Origin of the sequence: Lysobacter enzymogenes (assembly GCF_017355525.1) — a bacterium.
GTDB classification, from domain to species: domain Bacteria; phylum Pseudomonadota; class Gammaproteobacteria; order Xanthomonadales; family Xanthomonadaceae; genus Lysobacter; species Lysobacter enzymogenes_C.
In genome coordinates, this window is the sequence record NZ_CP067395.1 from 1,799,449 (window position 1) to 1,814,860 (window position 15,412).

At 68.2% G+C, this 15,412-nt stretch carries 16 protein-coding genes; 15 read left to right on the forward strand and 1 reads right to left on the reverse strand.

Annotated features, from left to right (window positions below):
* Positions 1–2: 2 nt before the first annotated feature.
* The 3 genes from JHW38_RS07375 (at position 3) to JHW38_RS07385 (ending at position 2,848) form a co-directional block, all read left to right on the forward strand.
* Complete coding sequence (locus JHW38_RS07375; protein ID WP_242691247.1) at positions 3–440, forward strand: hypothetical protein; 438 nt, start codon at positions 3–5, stop codon at positions 438–440.
* A gap of 313 nt (positions 441–753) precedes the next feature.
* Entirely contained in the window at positions 754–1,410 is a 657-nt protein-coding gene (gene nth, locus JHW38_RS07380) for an endonuclease III (protein ID WP_242691249.1), read from the forward strand.
* Positions 1,411–1,555: 145 nt separating this feature from the next.
* Entirely contained in the window at positions 1,556–2,848 is a 1,293-nt protein-coding gene (locus JHW38_RS07385) for an OprO/OprP family phosphate-selective porin (protein ID WP_207525326.1), read from the forward strand.
* 304 nt (positions 2,849–3,152) lie between these two features.
* On the opposite strand, the gene JHW38_RS07390 is transcribed toward JHW38_RS07385, so the two are convergent.
* Positions 3,153–3,767 (reverse strand): LysM peptidoglycan-binding domain-containing protein, encoded by a 615-nt coding sequence (locus JHW38_RS07390; RefSeq protein ID WP_207525327.1) that lies wholly within the window; start codon positions 3,765–3,767, stop codon positions 3,153–3,155.
* Positions 3,768–4,036: 269 nt separating this feature from the next.
* Here JHW38_RS07390 and pstS (JHW38_RS07395) point away from each other — a divergent pair, with 269 nt between their 5' ends.
* The 12 genes from pstS (JHW38_RS07395) to JHW38_RS07450 all read left to right on the forward strand — a co-directional run bounded on the left by pstS (JHW38_RS07395) (position 4,037) and on the right by JHW38_RS07450 (position 15,336).
* Positions 4,037–5,056, forward strand: coding sequence for a phosphate ABC transporter substrate-binding protein PstS (gene pstS, locus JHW38_RS07395; protein ID WP_207525328.1), 1,020 nt, complete (start codon positions 4,037–4,039; stop codon positions 5,054–5,056).
* Between the two features lie 353 nt (positions 5,057–5,409).
* A complete protein-coding gene (gene pstS, locus JHW38_RS07400) occupies positions 5,410–6,498 on the forward strand; it encodes a phosphate ABC transporter substrate-binding protein PstS (protein ID WP_207525329.1) in 1,089 nt (362 codons plus the stop codon).
* A gap of 290 nt (positions 6,499–6,788) precedes the next feature.
* Positions 6,789–7,760 (forward strand): phosphate ABC transporter permease subunit PstC, encoded by a 972-nt coding sequence (gene pstC, locus JHW38_RS07405; RefSeq protein WP_207525330.1) that lies wholly within the window; start codon positions 6,789–6,791, stop codon positions 7,758–7,760.
* A complete protein-coding gene (pstA, locus tag JHW38_RS07410; RefSeq protein ID WP_207525331.1) occupies positions 7,760–8,665 on the forward strand; it encodes a phosphate ABC transporter permease PstA in 906 nt (301 codons plus the stop codon). The genes pstC and pstA overlap by 1 nt, the downstream gene beginning before the upstream one ends.
* Positions 8,666–8,702: 37 nt before the next feature.
* Positions 8,703–9,512, forward strand: coding sequence for a phosphate ABC transporter ATP-binding protein PstB (pstB, locus tag JHW38_RS07415; protein ID WP_207525332.1), 810 nt, complete (start codon positions 8,703–8,705; stop codon positions 9,510–9,512).
* Positions 9,513–9,648: 136 nt separating this feature from the next.
* Positions 9,649–10,359 (forward strand): phosphate signaling complex protein PhoU, encoded by a 711-nt coding sequence (gene phoU, locus JHW38_RS07420; RefSeq protein ID WP_207525333.1) that lies wholly within the window; start codon positions 9,649–9,651, stop codon positions 10,357–10,359.
* Positions 10,360–10,690: 331 nt separating this feature from the next.
* On the forward strand, positions 10,691–11,206 hold the full coding sequence (locus JHW38_RS07425) for an RNA polymerase sigma factor (protein ID WP_207525334.1): 516 nt from the start codon (positions 10,691–10,693) through the stop codon (positions 11,204–11,206).
* Between the two features lie 211 nt (positions 11,207–11,417).
* Positions 11,418–11,810, forward strand: coding sequence for an HvfA family oxazolone/thioamide-modified RiPP metallophore (locus JHW38_RS07430; RefSeq protein WP_207525335.1), 393 nt, complete (start codon positions 11,418–11,420; stop codon positions 11,808–11,810).
* A gap of 13 nt (positions 11,811–11,823) precedes the next feature.
* Complete coding sequence (locus JHW38_RS07435) at positions 11,824–12,708, forward strand: HvfB family MNIO-type RiPP peptide maturase (protein ID WP_207525336.1); 885 nt, start codon at positions 11,824–11,826, stop codon at positions 12,706–12,708.
* A 4-nt stretch (positions 12,709–12,712) separates the two neighbouring features.
* Positions 12,713–13,465 (forward strand): HvfC family RiPP maturation protein, encoded by a 753-nt coding sequence (locus JHW38_RS07440; protein ID WP_207525337.1) that lies wholly within the window; start codon positions 12,713–12,715, stop codon positions 13,463–13,465.
* Between the two features lie 163 nt (positions 13,466–13,628).
* Positions 13,629–14,279: a ribonuclease T gene (gene rnt / locus JHW38_RS07445; RefSeq protein ID WP_207525338.1), complete on the forward strand. Its 651-nt coding sequence runs from the start codon at positions 13,629–13,631 to the stop codon at positions 14,277–14,279.
* A gap of 25 nt (positions 14,280–14,304) precedes the next feature.
* Positions 14,305–15,336 (forward strand): hypothetical protein, encoded by a 1,032-nt coding sequence (locus JHW38_RS07450; RefSeq protein WP_207525339.1) that lies wholly within the window; start codon positions 14,305–14,307, stop codon positions 15,334–15,336.
* The last annotated feature ends 76 nt before the right edge of the window (positions 15,337–15,412 follow it).

Consider the following 15,412-nt stretch of genomic DNA (forward strand, 5'->3'; position numbering starts at 1 on the left):
CGATGAGCGCGAGCGCGTCCGAACCCTGCGCCTGCGGCTGCATCGCTGGCGTCGGCGCGCGCGCGCATGCGATCGCGCGTGCGCTCGCCGGCGACGATGTGGATGGCGCGATCGCGCTCGGCCTGCTCGACCCGGCGTTCGCCGAAGACTGCGTCTGCGCCGCGTGCGCGCCCGAGTGCGCGCAGCGCAGCCGCGACGCGCGCCAGGCGCGGCTGCGCGCGCTGGCCGCGCGCGAGCGCTACCGCGAGCGCGAGCGCCGCCTGCAGCGCCGCGCCGAAGAACGCGCGGCGCAGCGCGCGGCGCCGGCGGCCGTCGCGCAGGCGATGCCGGCAGAAACCGCCACCACCGCCGCGCCGCCGCCCCGCCCCGCGCTGCCGAGCGCCGCCGCCGCCGCGTTGGCGCGGGCCAAGGCCAAGGCCGCGCAGCGCGGAAACGACTAATTACGTCCCAACGCATCGGCGTCCGCTCGAGCGGAACCGCAGCGCACGATTTCGTACCGCACGACTCCAGCGACCCCACCGCATGCCCAAGAAGACCGCGCCCGCCGTCCGGCCAACCACGTCCTCCGCCCGCTCCGTCGCGGGCAAGAGCGCGACGAAGAAGGCCGCAGGCAAGAAAGCCGTCGCAAAGACCGCGGCGAAGAAAGCTGCGAGCAAAACCGCGGGCAAGAAAACCGCAGCCAAGGCGCCGGCCAAACCCGTCCGCCCCAGCGGGCGCGTCGACGCAGCGGTGCGCGAACGCCCCGGCGCGCAAATGAAGCCGCCGCAGATCGAAGAAATGTTCGCGCGCTTGCAGGCGCTGGATCCGCACCCGACTACCGAACTGGAATACACCACGCCGTTCGAGCTGCTGGTCGCGGTCGCGCTGTCGGCGCAGGCCACCGACGTCGGCGTCAACAAGGCCACGCGCAAACTGTTTCCGGTCGCCAACACGCCGCGCGCCCTGGTCGAACTCGGCGTCGACGGGCTCAAGCCGTACATCGCCACGATCGGCTTGTTCAACACCAAGGCGCAGAACGTGGTCGCGCTGTCGCAGCAGCTGCTGGACCGGCACGGCGGCGAGGTGCCGCGCGATCGCGCCGCGCTCGAGGCGCTGCCCGGGGTCGGCCGCAAGACCGCCAACGTGGTCCTCAACACCGCGTTCGGCGAACCGACCATCGCGGTCGACACCCACATCTTCCGCGTCTCCAACCGCACCGGCCTGGCGCCCGGCAAGGACGTGCTGGCGGTCGAGCACAAGCTGCTCAAAGTGGTACCCGAGCGCTATCTGCAAGACGCTCACCACTGGCTGATCTTGCACGGACGTTACGTTTGCAAGGCACGCAAACCCGATTGCCCGCATTGCGCCATCCGTGACCTGTGTCGCTTCCCGGACCAGACGCCCGGCGAGCCGGAACCCGTAGCCACCTGATCCACAAGGATATTCCGCCCGCAATCTGACAGTTGTAACGGCGTCATCCCGCGGTCATGCCTGCGAAATAAGTCAGTTCTGTCACATTTACGCAACTTTCACACTCTAGCCTGCGCGCCATCTCTCCACGCCTCAGGGCTAGACCATGAAACTCTCGCGCACCACCCTCGCTGTTGCGTTGCTCGCCGCGCTCGCTGCGCCCGCCGCGCACGCCGAAATCGCTCTGGACGTCATCGGCGACTCGGAAGTCACCTTCGAAGGTCTGGTCCAGGCGGATTACAACGACTTCAACAGCGACGTGCTGAACCTCAACGGCGACCTGCCCGACGGCAAGGACACCGACCAGGAACTGCGCCGCGCCGAGCTGGTGCTCAAGGGCAAGGGCCCGGGCAACTTCGAGTGGGTCGCCGGCTACGACGCCAAGGCCGACAAGTTCCTCGACGTCAACCTGAAGTACAAGATCGGCGGCGACGGCAACCACTTCGTCCAGTTCGGCCAGTTCAAGCAGCCCAACAGCATGGAAGAGCTGTCGTCGACCAAGAACAACGACTTCATCTCCAAGGCGATGGTGACCAACACCTTCGGCATCGCCCGCCGCCTCGGCGCCGCGTACAGCTACGGCACCAACGACTGGAGCGTCACCGCCAGCTACTTCGGCGACGAGCTGACCCGCAACCAGAAGCACGGCAAGGGCTACGGCCTGCGCGGCACCTTCGCCCCGATCAACGAGAAGGGCAACATCCTGCACCTGGGCCTGTCCTACGTGAACCTGGACGCGGTGCTGGAAGGCAACACCGGCGTGCTCGACAACAGCGCGCGCATCCGCACCCGTCCGCAGGCCGACCTGGCCGCCGGCCGTCTGGTCGACAGCGGCACCCTGACCAACGTCGACTCGCAGGCGATCATCGGCGCCGAGGCGATGTACGTGCACGGTCCGTTCAAGGTCCAGGCCGAGTACATGCGCAGCACGCTCGACCGCTACAAGACCGCGACCCTGACCGGCAAGGACTACACCACCGACAGCTGGTACGTCAGCGGCCTGTGGAACATCACCGGCGAAACCTGGGGCTACAAGTCGGGCACCCCGACCACCCCGCTGCCCAACGAACCGGCCAGCGGCATGTGGCAGGTCGGCCTGCGCTACGACAAGATCGATCTCAACGACGGCAGCCTGCGTCCGGGCGCCACCCCGACCGCCGCTCCGATCGTCGACGGCGTGCTCGGCGGCGAGATGAGCGCCTGGACCGTGGGCGTGAACTGGTACTGGCGTTCGAACTTCAAGTTCATGCTGGACTACTCGATCGTCGACAGCTCGCGCTACATCGGCAAGACCAGCGCGACCTACTCGCAGAGCCCGCAGTACAACAACCGCACCTTCAACCGCGTGGTCGACGACAGCCCGAACGTCGTCAGCGCGCGTCTGCAGTTCTACTGGTAATCCGCGTCGCCCGCCGCCCGCGCTTGCACGCCGCGGGCGGCGGTTTTCTCTCTCCCCCTCGATCGGCTTGATCGTAAGGCGCGGCCTCGGCCGCGCCTTTCTTTTTTGCGGCGCGACGCGAATCGGTTGCCTTCCTGTAGGAGCGGCGCGAGCCGCGACTGCGACAACGCGGCTACGACGAAGGTTGCGGCGTAGTTGTGTTGTCGCGGTCGCGGCTCGCGCCGCTCCTACAGGGGGCACCGTACGAACGAAAACGGGCGATGGCTTCGCGCCACCGCCCGTTCGATACGCCGGATCGCGACGATCAGAACATCTTGCCCGGCGAGTAGTGCTTCGCTCCGGCCGGCACGCCGTCGACGTAGTCCTGGGTGTAGCTGCGATACGCCGGTTCGCCCTGCACCGTGCCCTGCTGCTCGGTGCCGTGGTAAGGACCGGTCAGCGGCTCGCCCTTGGCGTCGGTGCGGATCGACAGGCCGTCGGGGGTGACGATCTCGCTGTTGGCCGGGTAGCCGTTCGGCGCGACCTGCGCCTGATACGGTTCGCCGACCGGCACGCCGTCGCGCTGGTTCTGGAAGGTCGCGTAGCCGTTGGCGTCGGGCGCGCTGGTCTGGGTCGGGCCGTTTTCGCTGAAGGGCCGCACGAACACCACTTCGCCCGGATAGATCAGGTCGGCGTCGCGGGTGCCGGGGTTGGCGGCCGGATCCAGCGACCACTGCGGGTTGTCCTTCAGCAGTTGCTCGACCGTGGTGTTGTTGCGTTCGGCGATCGCGCTGAGGTTGTCGCCGGGTTCGACCACCAGCGCACGGGTGCCGTCGGGCGCCTTGACCTGCCCGGCTTCGACCTCGGCCTTGGTGTTGACCAGGGCCGCGTTGAGTTGCGCGGCCGAGGGACCGGAATAGTCGGGACCGTTCAATGCCATGTTCGTCTCCATGCGGGGGATGGGCCTGGTTGCCCGCGCCCACCTTGAACGCGGAATGTCACCGCGTCAGCTAGGAGCGCCCCTAGCTGCGCGCCATTCGGTCGCGCGCCGCGCCGATTGGCTCCCTCGCGGCCGCGCCGCCGGCCTGTTCAGGCCAGACCTGAGCCGTCGATGCCGGTTCCTGCCGCGCTGACACGGAAATGTCACCAAACCGTTATGAAATAGCGCGCAGGGCGGAACGTGTCCGCACTCACACTCCAGGGAAACCCATGCACAAGCTCCTCAAGCTCCGTTTCGCCGCGCTCGCGCTGACCACCGCTTTTGCGCTCAACGCTCAGGCGGCCGACGTGACCGGCGCCGGCGCGTCGTTCGTCTACCCGGTGATGTCGAAGTGGTCGGCCGATTACGCCAAGGCGACCAACAAGAAGGTCAACTACCAGTCGATCGGCTCGGGCGGCGGCATCGCCCAGATCAAGGCGGCGACCGTGGACTTCGGCTCGTCCGACGCCCCGCTGAAGCCCGAGGAGCTGGCCAAGTTCGGCCTCGCCCAGTTCCCGTCGGTGATCGGCGGCGTGGTGCCGGTCATCAACGTGCCGGGCGTGGCCTCGGGCGCGATGAAGCTCGACGGCGCGACCCTGGCCAACATCTTCCTCGGCAAGATCACCATGTGGAACGATCCGGCCATCGTCGCCCTCAACGGCGGCGTCAAGCTGCCGGAGAAGAAGATCACCGTCGTGCACCGCTCGGACGGTTCGGGCACCACCTTCAACTTCGTCAACTACCTGTCCAAGGTCAGCCCGGAGTGGAAGACCTCGGTCGGCGAAGGCACTGCGGTGAAGTGGCCGACCGGCATCGGCGGCAAGGGCAACGAAGGCGTGGCCGCGTACGTCAAGCAGATCCAGGGCGGCATCGGCTACGTCGAGCTGTCCTACGCGCTGCAGAACAAGATGGCCTATTCGCGCCTGAAGAACGCCGACGGCAAGTTCGTGCTGCCGACCGACGAGACCTTCTCGGCCGCCGCCGCCAGCGCCGACTGGGCCAACTCGAAGGACTTCTACCTGGTCATGACCAACGCGCCGGGCGAGAACTCCTGGCCGATCACCGCGACCAACTTCATCCTGATGTACAAGCAGCCCAAGAACGCCGAAGGCGCCAAGAACGCCAAGGAATTCTTCAAGTGGGTCTACGCCAACGGCGACCAGCAGGCCAAGACGCTAGACTACGTGCCGCTGCCCGACGCCCTGGTCAAGCAGATCGAGACCTACTGGCAGAGCAACATGAGCTACTGATCGGCCCGGCGGCGGCCGGACCGGGGGGTTCTCGCCGCTGCACCGGAAAGATCGCGCAACGGGCCTTCGGGCCCGTTGTTTTTTTGGAGGCCCCGCGCGGGATGCCCGCAAGGCCCTCCCACGAGGACCGGGACCTCGGTTCGGGTGCCGATCCATGCCGCCCCGACCCTCGCCTGGATCGCTTTGTTACCGCCGATTCGCACCAAAACCCTGCAAAAACGCGACTCCCGACACCCCTGACCGGCTTTCACTACAGATTCGTGACGAATCCATGTCATAGCGGTGTAACAAAAAGATCATCAAATGGCGCCACCCAGCCGGCGCCCAGCCGGCCTCCCCTGATGGAGCTCCGCATGAAATCGTCGGCCCGCATCGCCGTCCTGTCCTTCGCCATCGCGCTCAGCGTCGCCGCCTGCGGCGGCAACCAGCAGCAGACCCCGGCCGCCAACGGCGACGCCAAGACCGACGCGGCCGCCCCGGCCGGCGACAAGGTCGCCGCCCAGATCACCGGCGCCGGCGCCACCTTCATCTTCCCGCTGCTGTCGAAGTGGTCGGACGACTACAACAAGGCCACCGGCGCCAAGGTCAACTACCAGTCGATCGGCTCCGGCGGCGGCATCGCCCAGATCAAGGCCGGCACGGTCGATTTCGGCTCCTCCGACAAGCCGCTGCCGAGCGACGAGCTCGCCGCCGCGGGCCTGGGCCAGTTCCCCTCGGCGATCGGCGGCGTGGTGCCGGTGGTCAACGTCGAAGGCATCGACCCCGGCAAGCTGCGCCTGACCGGCCCGCTGCTGGCCGACATCTTCATGGGCAAGGTGGCCAAGTGGAACGACCCGGCGATCGCCGCGGCGAACCCGGGCACGACCCTGCCGGACCTCAAGATCAACGTCGTGCACCGCTCCGACGGTTCGGGCACCACCTTCAATTTCTCCAACTACCTGTCCAAGGTCAGCCCGGAGTGGAAGACCAAGGTCGGCGAAGGCACTTCGGTGCAGTGGCCGGGCGGCGTCGGCGGCAAGGGCAACGAAGGCGTGGCCTCGTACGTGAAGCAGATCAAGGGCTCGGTCGGCTACGTCGAACTGGCCTACGCGCTGCAGAACAAGATGGCCCACACCCAGTTGCAGAACGCGGCCGGCCAGTTCGTCCAGCCCAGCGCCGAATCGTTCCAGGCCGCGGCCTCGACCGCCGACTGGGCCAGCGCCAAGGATTTCAACCTGGTCATCACCAACGCCGGCGGCGAGAAGTCCTGGCCGATCACCGCGACCAATTTCATCCTGATGTACAAGACGCCGAAGGACGCCAAGCGCAGCGCCGACACCCGCGCGTTCTTCAAGTGGGCCTTCGAGAACGGCCAGGGCCAGGCGCAGGGGCTGGATTACGTGCCGCTGCCGCCGGAGCTGGTGAAGCAGATCGAGGCGTATTGGGGGGCGGAGTTCAAGTGACGCATCGGCCCGCGCCCGCGAAAGCGGGCGCGGCTTTGCCGATGCGTCATTCCCGCGAAAGCGGGAATCCAGAGCCTTCAGCGCCATGCCTCCTACCCGGAACGCCACGTCGCGATAAAGCCCTGGATCCCCGCCTGCGCGGGGATGACGGTAGGTAAGAAACGCAACACCTGACTGTTCATCGGCTTCGGCACCTACCGCTCCGCGCCGAAGAAAACCGCGAGCATCCAACGCATCACCCGACAGCCAGCCTCCTTCCCACGCGTGGCCCCGCCGGATATCTCTCGCAAATGAACGCGACCGCCCTACCCGCCCAAACCGGCCCCTCCGCCCGCGACGTCAAAGACGCGCGCCAGGATCGCCTGTTCCGCTACGCCCTCACCGCCACCGTCGTCTTCGTCCTGATCGCCCTCGCCAGCGCCGCGCTGTCGATGCTGTGGGGCGGCCGCCACGTGCTCGAAGAAGAAGGCATCGACTTCTTCATCACCGCGCAGTGGAACCCGGTCGAGAACCACTACGGCGCGCTGGTGCCGATCTACGGCACCATCGTCACCGCGCTGATCGCGATGGTCATCGCCGTGCCGGTCAGCTTCGGCATCGCCTTCTTCCTGACCGAGGTCGCGCCGCGCTGGGCGCGCGGTCCGATCGGCACCGCGATCGAGCTGCTCGCCGGCATCCCGTCGATCATCTACGGCATGTGGGGCCTGTTCGTGCTGGTGCCGGTGATGACCGAATACGTCACGCCCTGGCTCAACGACCACGTCGGCACCTGGCCGCTGATCGGCCCGCTGTTCCAGGGCCCGCCGCTCGGCATCGGCATGCTGACCGCCGGCATCGTGCTGGCGATCATGGTCATCCCGTTCATCTCCTCGGTGATGCGCGAAGTGTTCCTGACCGTGCCGACCCGGCTCAAGGAATCGGCCTACGCGCTGGGTTCGACCAAGTGGGAAGTCAGCTGGGACATCGTCCTGCCCTACACCCGCTCGGCGGTCATCGGCGGCGTGTTCCTCGGCCTGGGCCGCGCGCTCGGCGAGACCATGGCGGTGGCGTTCGTGATCGGCAACTCGGTCAACTTCTCCGCCTCGCTGCTGGAACCGGGCACCACCATCGCCGCGCTGATCGCCAACGACTTCGGCGAAGCCACCGAGACCTACCGCTCGGCGCTGCTGCTGCTCGGCTTCGTGCTGTTCATCGTGACCTTCGTGGTGTTGGCCGCGGCGCGGCTGATGCTGATGCAACTCGCGCGCAAGGAGGGCAAGTGATGAGCGCCGTCGCCCGCAAGCACGACGCGGCCGAAGCCGCGCGCCACCGCACCGCCGATTCGCTGTACCGCCGCCGCCGCGTGGTCAACGCGGTGTCGGTGGTGCTGGCCTGCGGCGCCGCGCTGTTCGGCCTGTTCTTCCTCGGCTGGATCCTCTACACCCTGATCGCCAAGGGCATCGGCGGCATCAACCTGGCGCTGTTCACCCAGAACACGCCGCCGCCGATGCAGGAAGGCGGCCTGATGAACGCGTTCTTCGGCAGCGCGGTGATGTGCCTGATCGCGATCGTCATCGGCACCCCGCTCGGCATCGCCGCCGGCACCTGGCTGGCCGAGTACGGCGCCGGGCGCAAGATGGGCACGGTGGTGCGCTTCGTCAACGACATCCTGTTGTCGGCGCCGTCGATCGTGCTCGGCCTGTTCGTCTACACCCTGGTGGTGATGCAGACCGGCGGCAACTTCTCCGCGCTGGCCGGCGCGATCGCCCTGGCCTTCATCGTGCTGCCGGTGGTGGTGCGCACCACCGACGAAATGCTGCGTCTGGTGCCGCCGCAGATGCGCGAAGCGGCGCTGTCGCTCGGCGTGCCGCAGTGGAAGGTCATCATGCAGGTGCTCTACCGCAGCGCCTCGGCCGGCATCGTCACCGGCGTGCTGCTGGCGCTGGCGCGCATCAGCGGCGAAACCGCGCCGCTGCTGTTCACCGCGTTCGGCAACCAGTACTGGAGCCACAACGTACTGCAGCCGATGGCGAGCGTGCCGGTGGTGATGAACCAGTTCGCCGGCAGCCCCTACGAAACCTGGCAGACCCTGGCCTGGGCCGGCGCGCTGGTGCTGACCTTCTTCGTCCTCGTCGTAAGCCTGCTCGCGCGCGCGCTGGTGCTGCGCAATCGGATCCCCAATGACTGACCTGTCCACCACTCCCGCCGCTGTCCGGAACCCAGTTATGAACGATGCCCGCCTGTCCGTCGCCACGCCCAGCCGCGAAGCGGTCGGCGCCAATCCGGTCAAGCTGGCCGCGCGCGACCTGAACTTCTATTACGACAAGTTCCACGCGCTCAAGTCGATCAATCTGGAAATCCCGGAAAAGCAGGTCACCGCGCTGATCGGCCCGTCGGGCTGCGGCAAGTCGACCCTGCTGCGCATCTTCAACCGCATCTACGCGCTGTACCCGAAACTGGAAGCGCGCGGCCAGGTGCTGCTGGACGGGGACAACATCCTCGACCCGAAGTACCCGATGAACCGCCTGCGCAGCAAGGTCGGCATGGTGTTCCAGAAGCCGGTGCCGTTCCCGATGACCATCTTCGAGAACGTGGCCTACGGCATCCGCCACCACGAGAAGCTGTCGAAGTCGGAAATGAACGACCGGGTCGAGCACGCGCTGCGCCAGGGCGCGCTGTGGGACGAGGTCAAGGACAAGCTCGGCCAGAGCGCGCTGGGCCTGTCCGGCGGCCAGCAGCAGCGCCTGTGCATCGCCCGCGCGGTCGCGCTGCGCCCGTCGGTGCTGCTGCTCGACGAGCCGACCTCGGCGCTGGACCCGATCTCGACCAGCCGCATCGAGCAACTGGTCGAGGAGCTCAAGAAGGACTACACGATCGCGATCGTGACCCACAACATGCAGCAGGCCGCGCGCGTGTCCGACTTCACCGCCTTCATGTACCTGGGCGACCTGATCGAACACGGCCCGACCGAACAGATCTTCTCCAAGCCGACCAAGCAGCAGACCGAGGACTACATCACCGGTCGGTTCGGCTGATTCATCCCTACGAGCCCCTCTCCCGCCCGCGGGAGAGGGGTTGGGGTGAGGGCGACGCCGACGCGCGCCCTCATCCGCCCTGCGGGCACCTTCTCCCGCCAGCGCGAGAAGGAAAAACGCGATCAGGACACCACTCATGAGCAACCAGATGCACGACCACATCGTCAAAAGCTACGACGACGAGCAGCGCCGCCTGCTCGACGAAACCCTGCGCATGGGCGAGATCGCCGCCGCGCAGCTGGAATCCGCGCTCGACGTGGTCCAGCGCCGCGACGACAAGGCCGCCGAGCGCATCATCGCCAACGACGAAGCGATCGACGCGCTCGAGCAGGAAATCAGCCACGACGTGATGAAGCTGGCGCTGCGCGGGCCGATGGCGCGCGATCTGCGCGAGATCCTCGCCGCGATCCGCATCGCCTCGGACATCGAACGCGTCGGCGACTACGCCGCCAACGTGGCCAAGCGCTCGACCGCGCTGAACCTGTCGCCGCCGCTGCCGCACGTGGCCGGCCTGCACGCGCTGGGCACCCTCGCGGTCAAGCAGCTGCGCGACGTGCTGGTGGCCTACCGCGACAACGACATCGAGCTGGCGCAGCGGGTGCGCGACCGCGACGCCGAGGTCGACACCGCCTACACCGGCCTGTTCCGCGAACTGCTGACCTACATGATGGAAGACGCGCGCAGCATCACCGCCTGCACCCATCTGCTGTTCATGGCCAAGAACATCGAGCGGGTCGGCGACCACGCCACCAACATCGCCGAGAACGTGTGGTTCCTGGTCAAGGGCGACGAACCGTTGCCGCCGCGCGACAAGCGCGACACCACCAACACCACCGCTTCGGTCTGAAGCCCGGGCGCCGCGCGCGCCCGCACCGGTCCACGCCACGGCCCGCCGCGTTCCGGCGGGCCGTTTGCGTTCAGGCGCCGGCGACGGGGCCGCGCTGCACCGCAACACAGCGCCGCCGACCGCCGCGCCGCCCGTCGGCGGCGCTTACCGGCCGCGGCGTCTCGGCCTGGCCTGCAACCGGTTACAGGCGCCGCCGCGCTGAACGCCTTGTGAACCTTGCCGCCATAGCAAGCCCCCGCCGCGAACCCTCGCGCCCCCCGCCCCTCTCTTGATCCATGCCCGCACCCCTTGCCGGGTGTATTTTCACGAATCTGGAGAGGACCACCGCGAGATGACGCCGTCACTGGCCAATGGCGATCTGGCCGCCGCCCGCGCGGGCGACACGGCTGCCCTGGAACGGGTGCTGCGGCACTCGCGCCAGGACCTGCGCCGCTACGCCGAATTCCACTGCGTCATCAACGACATCGAGGACGCGGTGCAGGAAAGCCTGATCGCGGTCTCGCGCAAGCTGCGCGACCTGCGCGTGCTCGAGTGCTTCGTCTCCTGGTCGTTCCGCATCGTCAAGCGCGAGTGCAACCGGCTCAAGCGCGGCCGCCGGATGCTCAGCGGCCAGCCGATCACCGACGAGATCGCGCCGGTCGTCACGCCTGAACCGGCCGAATGGCGCCACGATGTCGCCGCCGCGCTGGAATCGCTGCCCGCGCACTATCGCCAGATCATCCTGCTGCGCGATCTTGAAGGCCTGACCGTGGCCGAGATCGGCGAGGAGCTCGGCATGACCCGGGAAGCGGTCAAGTCGCGCCTGCACCGCGCCCGCGTGCTGGCGCGCGAGTATCTGTCGCCATGACTGCATCCGCCGCGCCGCGGGCGCCGTATTCCAGGCTTGTGTGTCCCGCAACCCGCCGCCGGCGAGCGCAACCGCCCAGGCCGTTACCTATGTCACCCCGCAACGCCCCGCAATCGATCTAAGCTCCGCACCATTCTCGTTTCCCGAACGGGCCCCGCCCGCTCGAACTACACCGGCGGAGCACCTGCCCGTCGCCACCTGGAGAGAACGCATGTCCAAGCACATCAACAAACCCGTCGCCCTCGCCCTCGGCGCCACCCTGCTCGGCGGCCTGGGCCTGTCGGCTTCCGCGTTCGCGATGAACGACCTGTCGCAGGGCTATCTGCTCGGCGCCCAGCAGGCGCAGACCGCCGAGAAGGCCGCCGACGCCAAGGCCGCCGATGCGGCCAAGAAGGCCGAAGGCAGCTGCGGCGCCGACAAGAAGAAGGCCGAAGGCAGCTGCGGCGGCGACAAGAAGAAGGCCGAAGGCAAGTGCGGCGGCGACAAGAAGAAGCACGAAGGCAAGTGCGGCGCCGACAAGAAGAAGGCCGAGGGCAAGTGCGGCGGCGACAAGAAGAAGGCCGAAGGCAAGTGCGGCGAAGGCAAGTGCGGCGGTTCGGTGTAATCGCGGCGAATCGATGAACGGCACGCATTCGCTGACTCCGGATGCCGTCGGTCTCGGCCTGCGGCGGGCCCTGCTGGGCCCGCTGCAGTCCGCGCCGCACGCGCCGGGCGCCGCGCGCGATTTCGATTTCCTCGAACTCGCGCCGGAGAACTGGATCGGCGTCGGCGGCGCCTACGGCGAGCAGTTGCGCGAGCTGTCCGCGCGCTATCCGCTGGTCTGCCACGGCCTGTCGCTGTCGCTCGGCGGCACCGCGCCGCTGGACGAGACCTTCCTCGCCCGCGTGCGCCGTTTCCTCGACGAACACGAGGTGGCCTGCTACAGCGAACACCTGAGCTATTGCAGCGACGACGGCCATCTCTACGACCTGCTGCCGATTCCGTTCACCGAGGAAGCCGTGCACCACGTCGCCGCGCGCATCCGCCGCGCCCAGGACATCGTCGGCCGCCGCATCGCGGTGGAAAACGCGTCCTACTACGCCGCGCCGCACCAGGAAATGAGCGAGATCGAGTTCACCCGCGCGGTGCTGGCCGAAGCCGACTGCGACCTGCTGCTGGACGTCAACAACGTCTACGTCAATTCGATCAACCACCGCTACGACGCGCTGGAATTCATCCGCGCGATGCCGCACGAGCGCATCGCCTATCTGCACGTCGCCGGCCATTACGACGAAGCCGACGACCTCAAGGTCGACACCCACGGCGCGCCGGTCAAGCGCGAGGTCTGGGACCTGCTCGGCGACGCCTACCGCCTGTTCGGGCCGCGCCCGACCCTGCTGGAACGCGACTTCAACTTTCCGCCGTACGCAGAACTGGTCGAAGAACTCGGCCTGGTGCGGCGGATCCTGCGCGAATCGGCGGCGCCGGCCGCGCGCGAGCCCTCGCGCCAGGCGCGCGCCTGAGCCCATGAGCGACGCCGTCTCGCGCCTGCGCGCGCAACAGTTCGAACTGACCCAGCACTTGCGCGATCCAGCCGCGAGCCCGGCCCCGGCCGGCATCGAAGACCGCCGCCTCGGCGTCTACCGCGACCTGCTGTTCAACAACATCCTGAGCCTGTTGTCGGGCAACTTCCCGGTGATCGAACGCGTCCTCGGCGAAGAACGCTGGCCGCGGTTGGTGCGCGATTTCTTTCGCGACCACCGCAGCCACACGCCGCTGTTCCCCGAGATCGCGCGCGAGTTCCAGCGCTACCTGCAAGGCCTGGACGCGCTCGATCCGCCGTTCCTGCTGGAGCTGGCGCACTACGAATGGGTCGAGCTGGCCCTGCAGTTCAGCGAGGCGGCCGCGCCGCGCGACGACGGCAGCCTCGCCGACGCCGACCTGCTCGATCGCCCGCCGCAGCTGTCGCCGCTGGCCTGGCCGCTGGCCTACGCCTGGCCGGTGCACCGGATCGGCCCCGAGTTCCAGCCGACGCAGCCGCCCGCGGCGCCGACCCTGCTGCTGTTGCGGCGCGAAGCCGACGGCGAGGTGCTTTTCTCCGAACTGAGCCCGTTGGCGTTCCGCCTGCTGCAACGGCTGGAGGAAGCGCCGCAGCTCAGCGGCCGCGAGCAGTTGCGCGCGCTGGCGGCCGAAGCCGGCAGCGACGACGCGGCCGCGTTCGTGGACATGGGCGCCGGCCTGCTGCGGCAGATGCGCGCGAACGGCGTCGTCTACTTCTGACCGAAGCCCCCTGTAGGAGCGGCGCAAGCCGCGACCGCGACAACGCAACTGCGGCGCCGGTTTCGGCGTAGCTGCATTGTCGCAGTCGCGGCTCGCGCCGCTCCTACAGGGGGCAACCGCGTCTCCGGCGACCGGCGAGCCTCGATTTGCTAGGCTTCCCGCCATGATCGACCCCGGCCCCACCCCCAACGCCGCCCCCGCCGCGCCCATCCCCGCCACCCTCGCCACCCGCTTCCGCGGCTACCTGCCGGTGGTCGTGGACGTGGAAACCGGCGGCTTCGACTGGAACAAGCACGCGCTGCTCGAAATCGCCGTGCAGCCGATCGAACTCGACGCCGACGGCCTGCTGGTGCCCGGCGAGATCGCCAGCGCGCACGTGGTGCCCGCCGCCGGCACCCTGATCGACCCCAAGTCGCTGGAAGTCACCGGCATCGACATCGACCACCCGTTCCGCGACGCCAAGCCCGAGCGGCAGGCGCTGGAAGCGGTGTTCGCGCCGGTGCGCGAAGCGGTCAAGCGCCACGGCTGCCAACGCGCGATCCTGGTCGGCCACAACGCCCACTTCGACCTCAACTTCCTCAACGCCGCGGTCGCCCGCAGCGGCCACAAGCGCAACCCGTTCCACCCTTTCAGCGTGTTCGACACCGTGACCCTGGCCGGCGTCGCCTACGGCCAGACCGTGCTGGCGCGCGCGGTGCAGGCCGCGGGTTTCGTCTGGAACGGCGAGGAAGCGCATTCGGCGGTGTACGACACCGAGCGCACGGCGGAGCTGTTCTGCAAGATCGTCAACGCCTGGCCGGCGCGCGGCGCTTGATCCGCCGGGCTGCAGGGACGCAGTCGTGATCGAGGCTTCGACTTCTCTCCCCTATTTCTGGGCGCCGGGCGCGGGTCCGGACCCGCGCGCGTTGCAGCGCTTGCGCGCGCTGACCCGATTGCCGAAGCAGGCGGTGGGCGAAGCCTGGTTCATGGGCGAGCATCGCGGCCGCTTCTTCTCGCTGATGCACGACGATCCGCGGCAATGGCCCGAGATGGACTTGCGCACGGCATTGTTCGAAATCTCTTCCGGCATTTCCTGTTTCGGCCCGCGGCGCGAATGGCAGTTGTGGTGCGCGTTCCTGCTGCCGCGGTCGCTGGAGCTGCTCGATCCGGCGCTCGATGCCTATTCCGCGCGGCATCTGCATCCGGCCTTGGTCACCGCGACGCTGATGAATCTGGCCCAGCCGGCGTTCCCGCGGCTGCCGCCGCAAGTGCCGCGCGATCTGCTCGACACGCTCGGCCGCGCGATGTTCGCCTCGTCGCTCTGGCACGCAGGCCGCATGCGCGAGGAGGCGTGGTGCCGGCCGTTCCGCGTCGGCACGATCGACGGCGACACGATCGAACCCGATCAGACCTTCGCCGCGTCCTGCGCGCTGGCGCTGAAGCTGCTGGAGCCGGCGCAGTTGCAAGGCTGGCTGGCCTCGGCGCTGGCGATCGACGATCCGCATTGGCGCGCGGCCTGGGTGGTGTGTCTGCATGCGGCCGCGCCGATGATCCTGGAGGGGGCGTATCCGGACGAACTGGATCCGGACGAGTTGGGCGAATGGAATCCCCACAGCGCACGCGAATCGAGTCTGGCGGTTTGGGAAAACAGCCATACGATCAAGCGCGAGGCCTGCGTGCGCGTGCCCGGCCAGGACACGCCGTCCTTCATCGACCCGGACAATCGCCACGCCTTCGTCGCAGCCCTGCGCAGCCTGCTCGGCCGCGGCCGGCTGGAACAGTGGGCGCACGCCCTGTCCGCCTCGGAAGCTTATCCCGGGCAATTGGACTGCGCCCGCCGGCAATACGCCGTCGCCGCGCGCGGCGCGCTGGAGCGCTACCGGCTGGAATGACAGCTCCGCAGGAATGTTGCGCCCACGCAACATCCCCGCCCTGGCCGCCCGCCACGGGCGCCCCCGTTCGATGGAA

Bases quoted from the DNA above. Each gene is read 5' to 3' on its own strand.
- JHW38_RS07425 (WP_207525334.1), top strand. From the start codon at position 10,691: ATGACGCCGTCACTGGCCAATGGCGATCTGGCCGCCGCCCGCGCGGGC.
- JHW38_RS07440 (WP_207525337.1), top strand. From the start codon at position 12,713: ATGAGCGACGCCGTCTCGCGCCTGCGCGCGCAACAGTTCGAACTGACC.
- JHW38_RS07385 (WP_207525326.1), top strand. From the start codon at position 1,556: ATGAAACTCTCGCGCACCACCCTCGCTGTTGCGTTGCTCGCCGCGCTC.
- JHW38_RS07435 (WP_207525336.1), top strand. From the start codon at position 11,824: ATGAACGGCACGCATTCGCTGACTCCGGATGCCGTCGGTCTCGGCCTG.
- rnt (WP_207525338.1), top strand. From the start codon at position 13,629: ATGATCGACCCCGGCCCCACCCCCAACGCCGCCCCCGCCGCGCCCATC.
- pstB (WP_207525332.1), top strand. From the start codon at position 8,703: ATGAACGATGCCCGCCTGTCCGTCGCCACGCCCAGCCGCGAAGCGGTC.
- pstC (WP_207525330.1), top strand. From the start codon at position 6,789: ATGAACGCGACCGCCCTACCCGCCCAAACCGGCCCCTCCGCCCGCGAC.
- JHW38_RS07390 (WP_207525327.1), bottom strand. From the start codon at position 3,767: ATGGCATTGAACGGTCCCGACTATTCCGGTCCCTCGGCCGCGCAACTC.
- pstS (WP_207525328.1), top strand. From the start codon at position 4,037: ATGCACAAGCTCCTCAAGCTCCGTTTCGCCGCGCTCGCGCTGACCACC.
- pstA (WP_207525331.1), top strand. From the start codon at position 7,760: ATGAGCGCCGTCGCCCGCAAGCACGACGCGGCCGAAGCCGCGCGCCAC.
- phoU (WP_207525333.1), top strand. From the start codon at position 9,649: ATGAGCAACCAGATGCACGACCACATCGTCAAAAGCTACGACGACGAG.
- pstS (WP_207525329.1), top strand. From the start codon at position 5,410: ATGAAATCGTCGGCCCGCATCGCCGTCCTGTCCTTCGCCATCGCGCTC.
- JHW38_RS07430 (WP_207525335.1), top strand. From the start codon at position 11,418: ATGTCCAAGCACATCAACAAACCCGTCGCCCTCGCCCTCGGCGCCACC.
- nth (WP_242691249.1), top strand. From the start codon at position 754: ATGAAGCCGCCGCAGATCGAAGAAATGTTCGCGCGCTTGCAGGCGCTG.
- JHW38_RS07375 (WP_242691247.1), top strand. From the start codon at position 3: ATGAGCGCGAGCGCGTCCGAACCCTGCGCCTGCGGCTGCATCGCTGGC.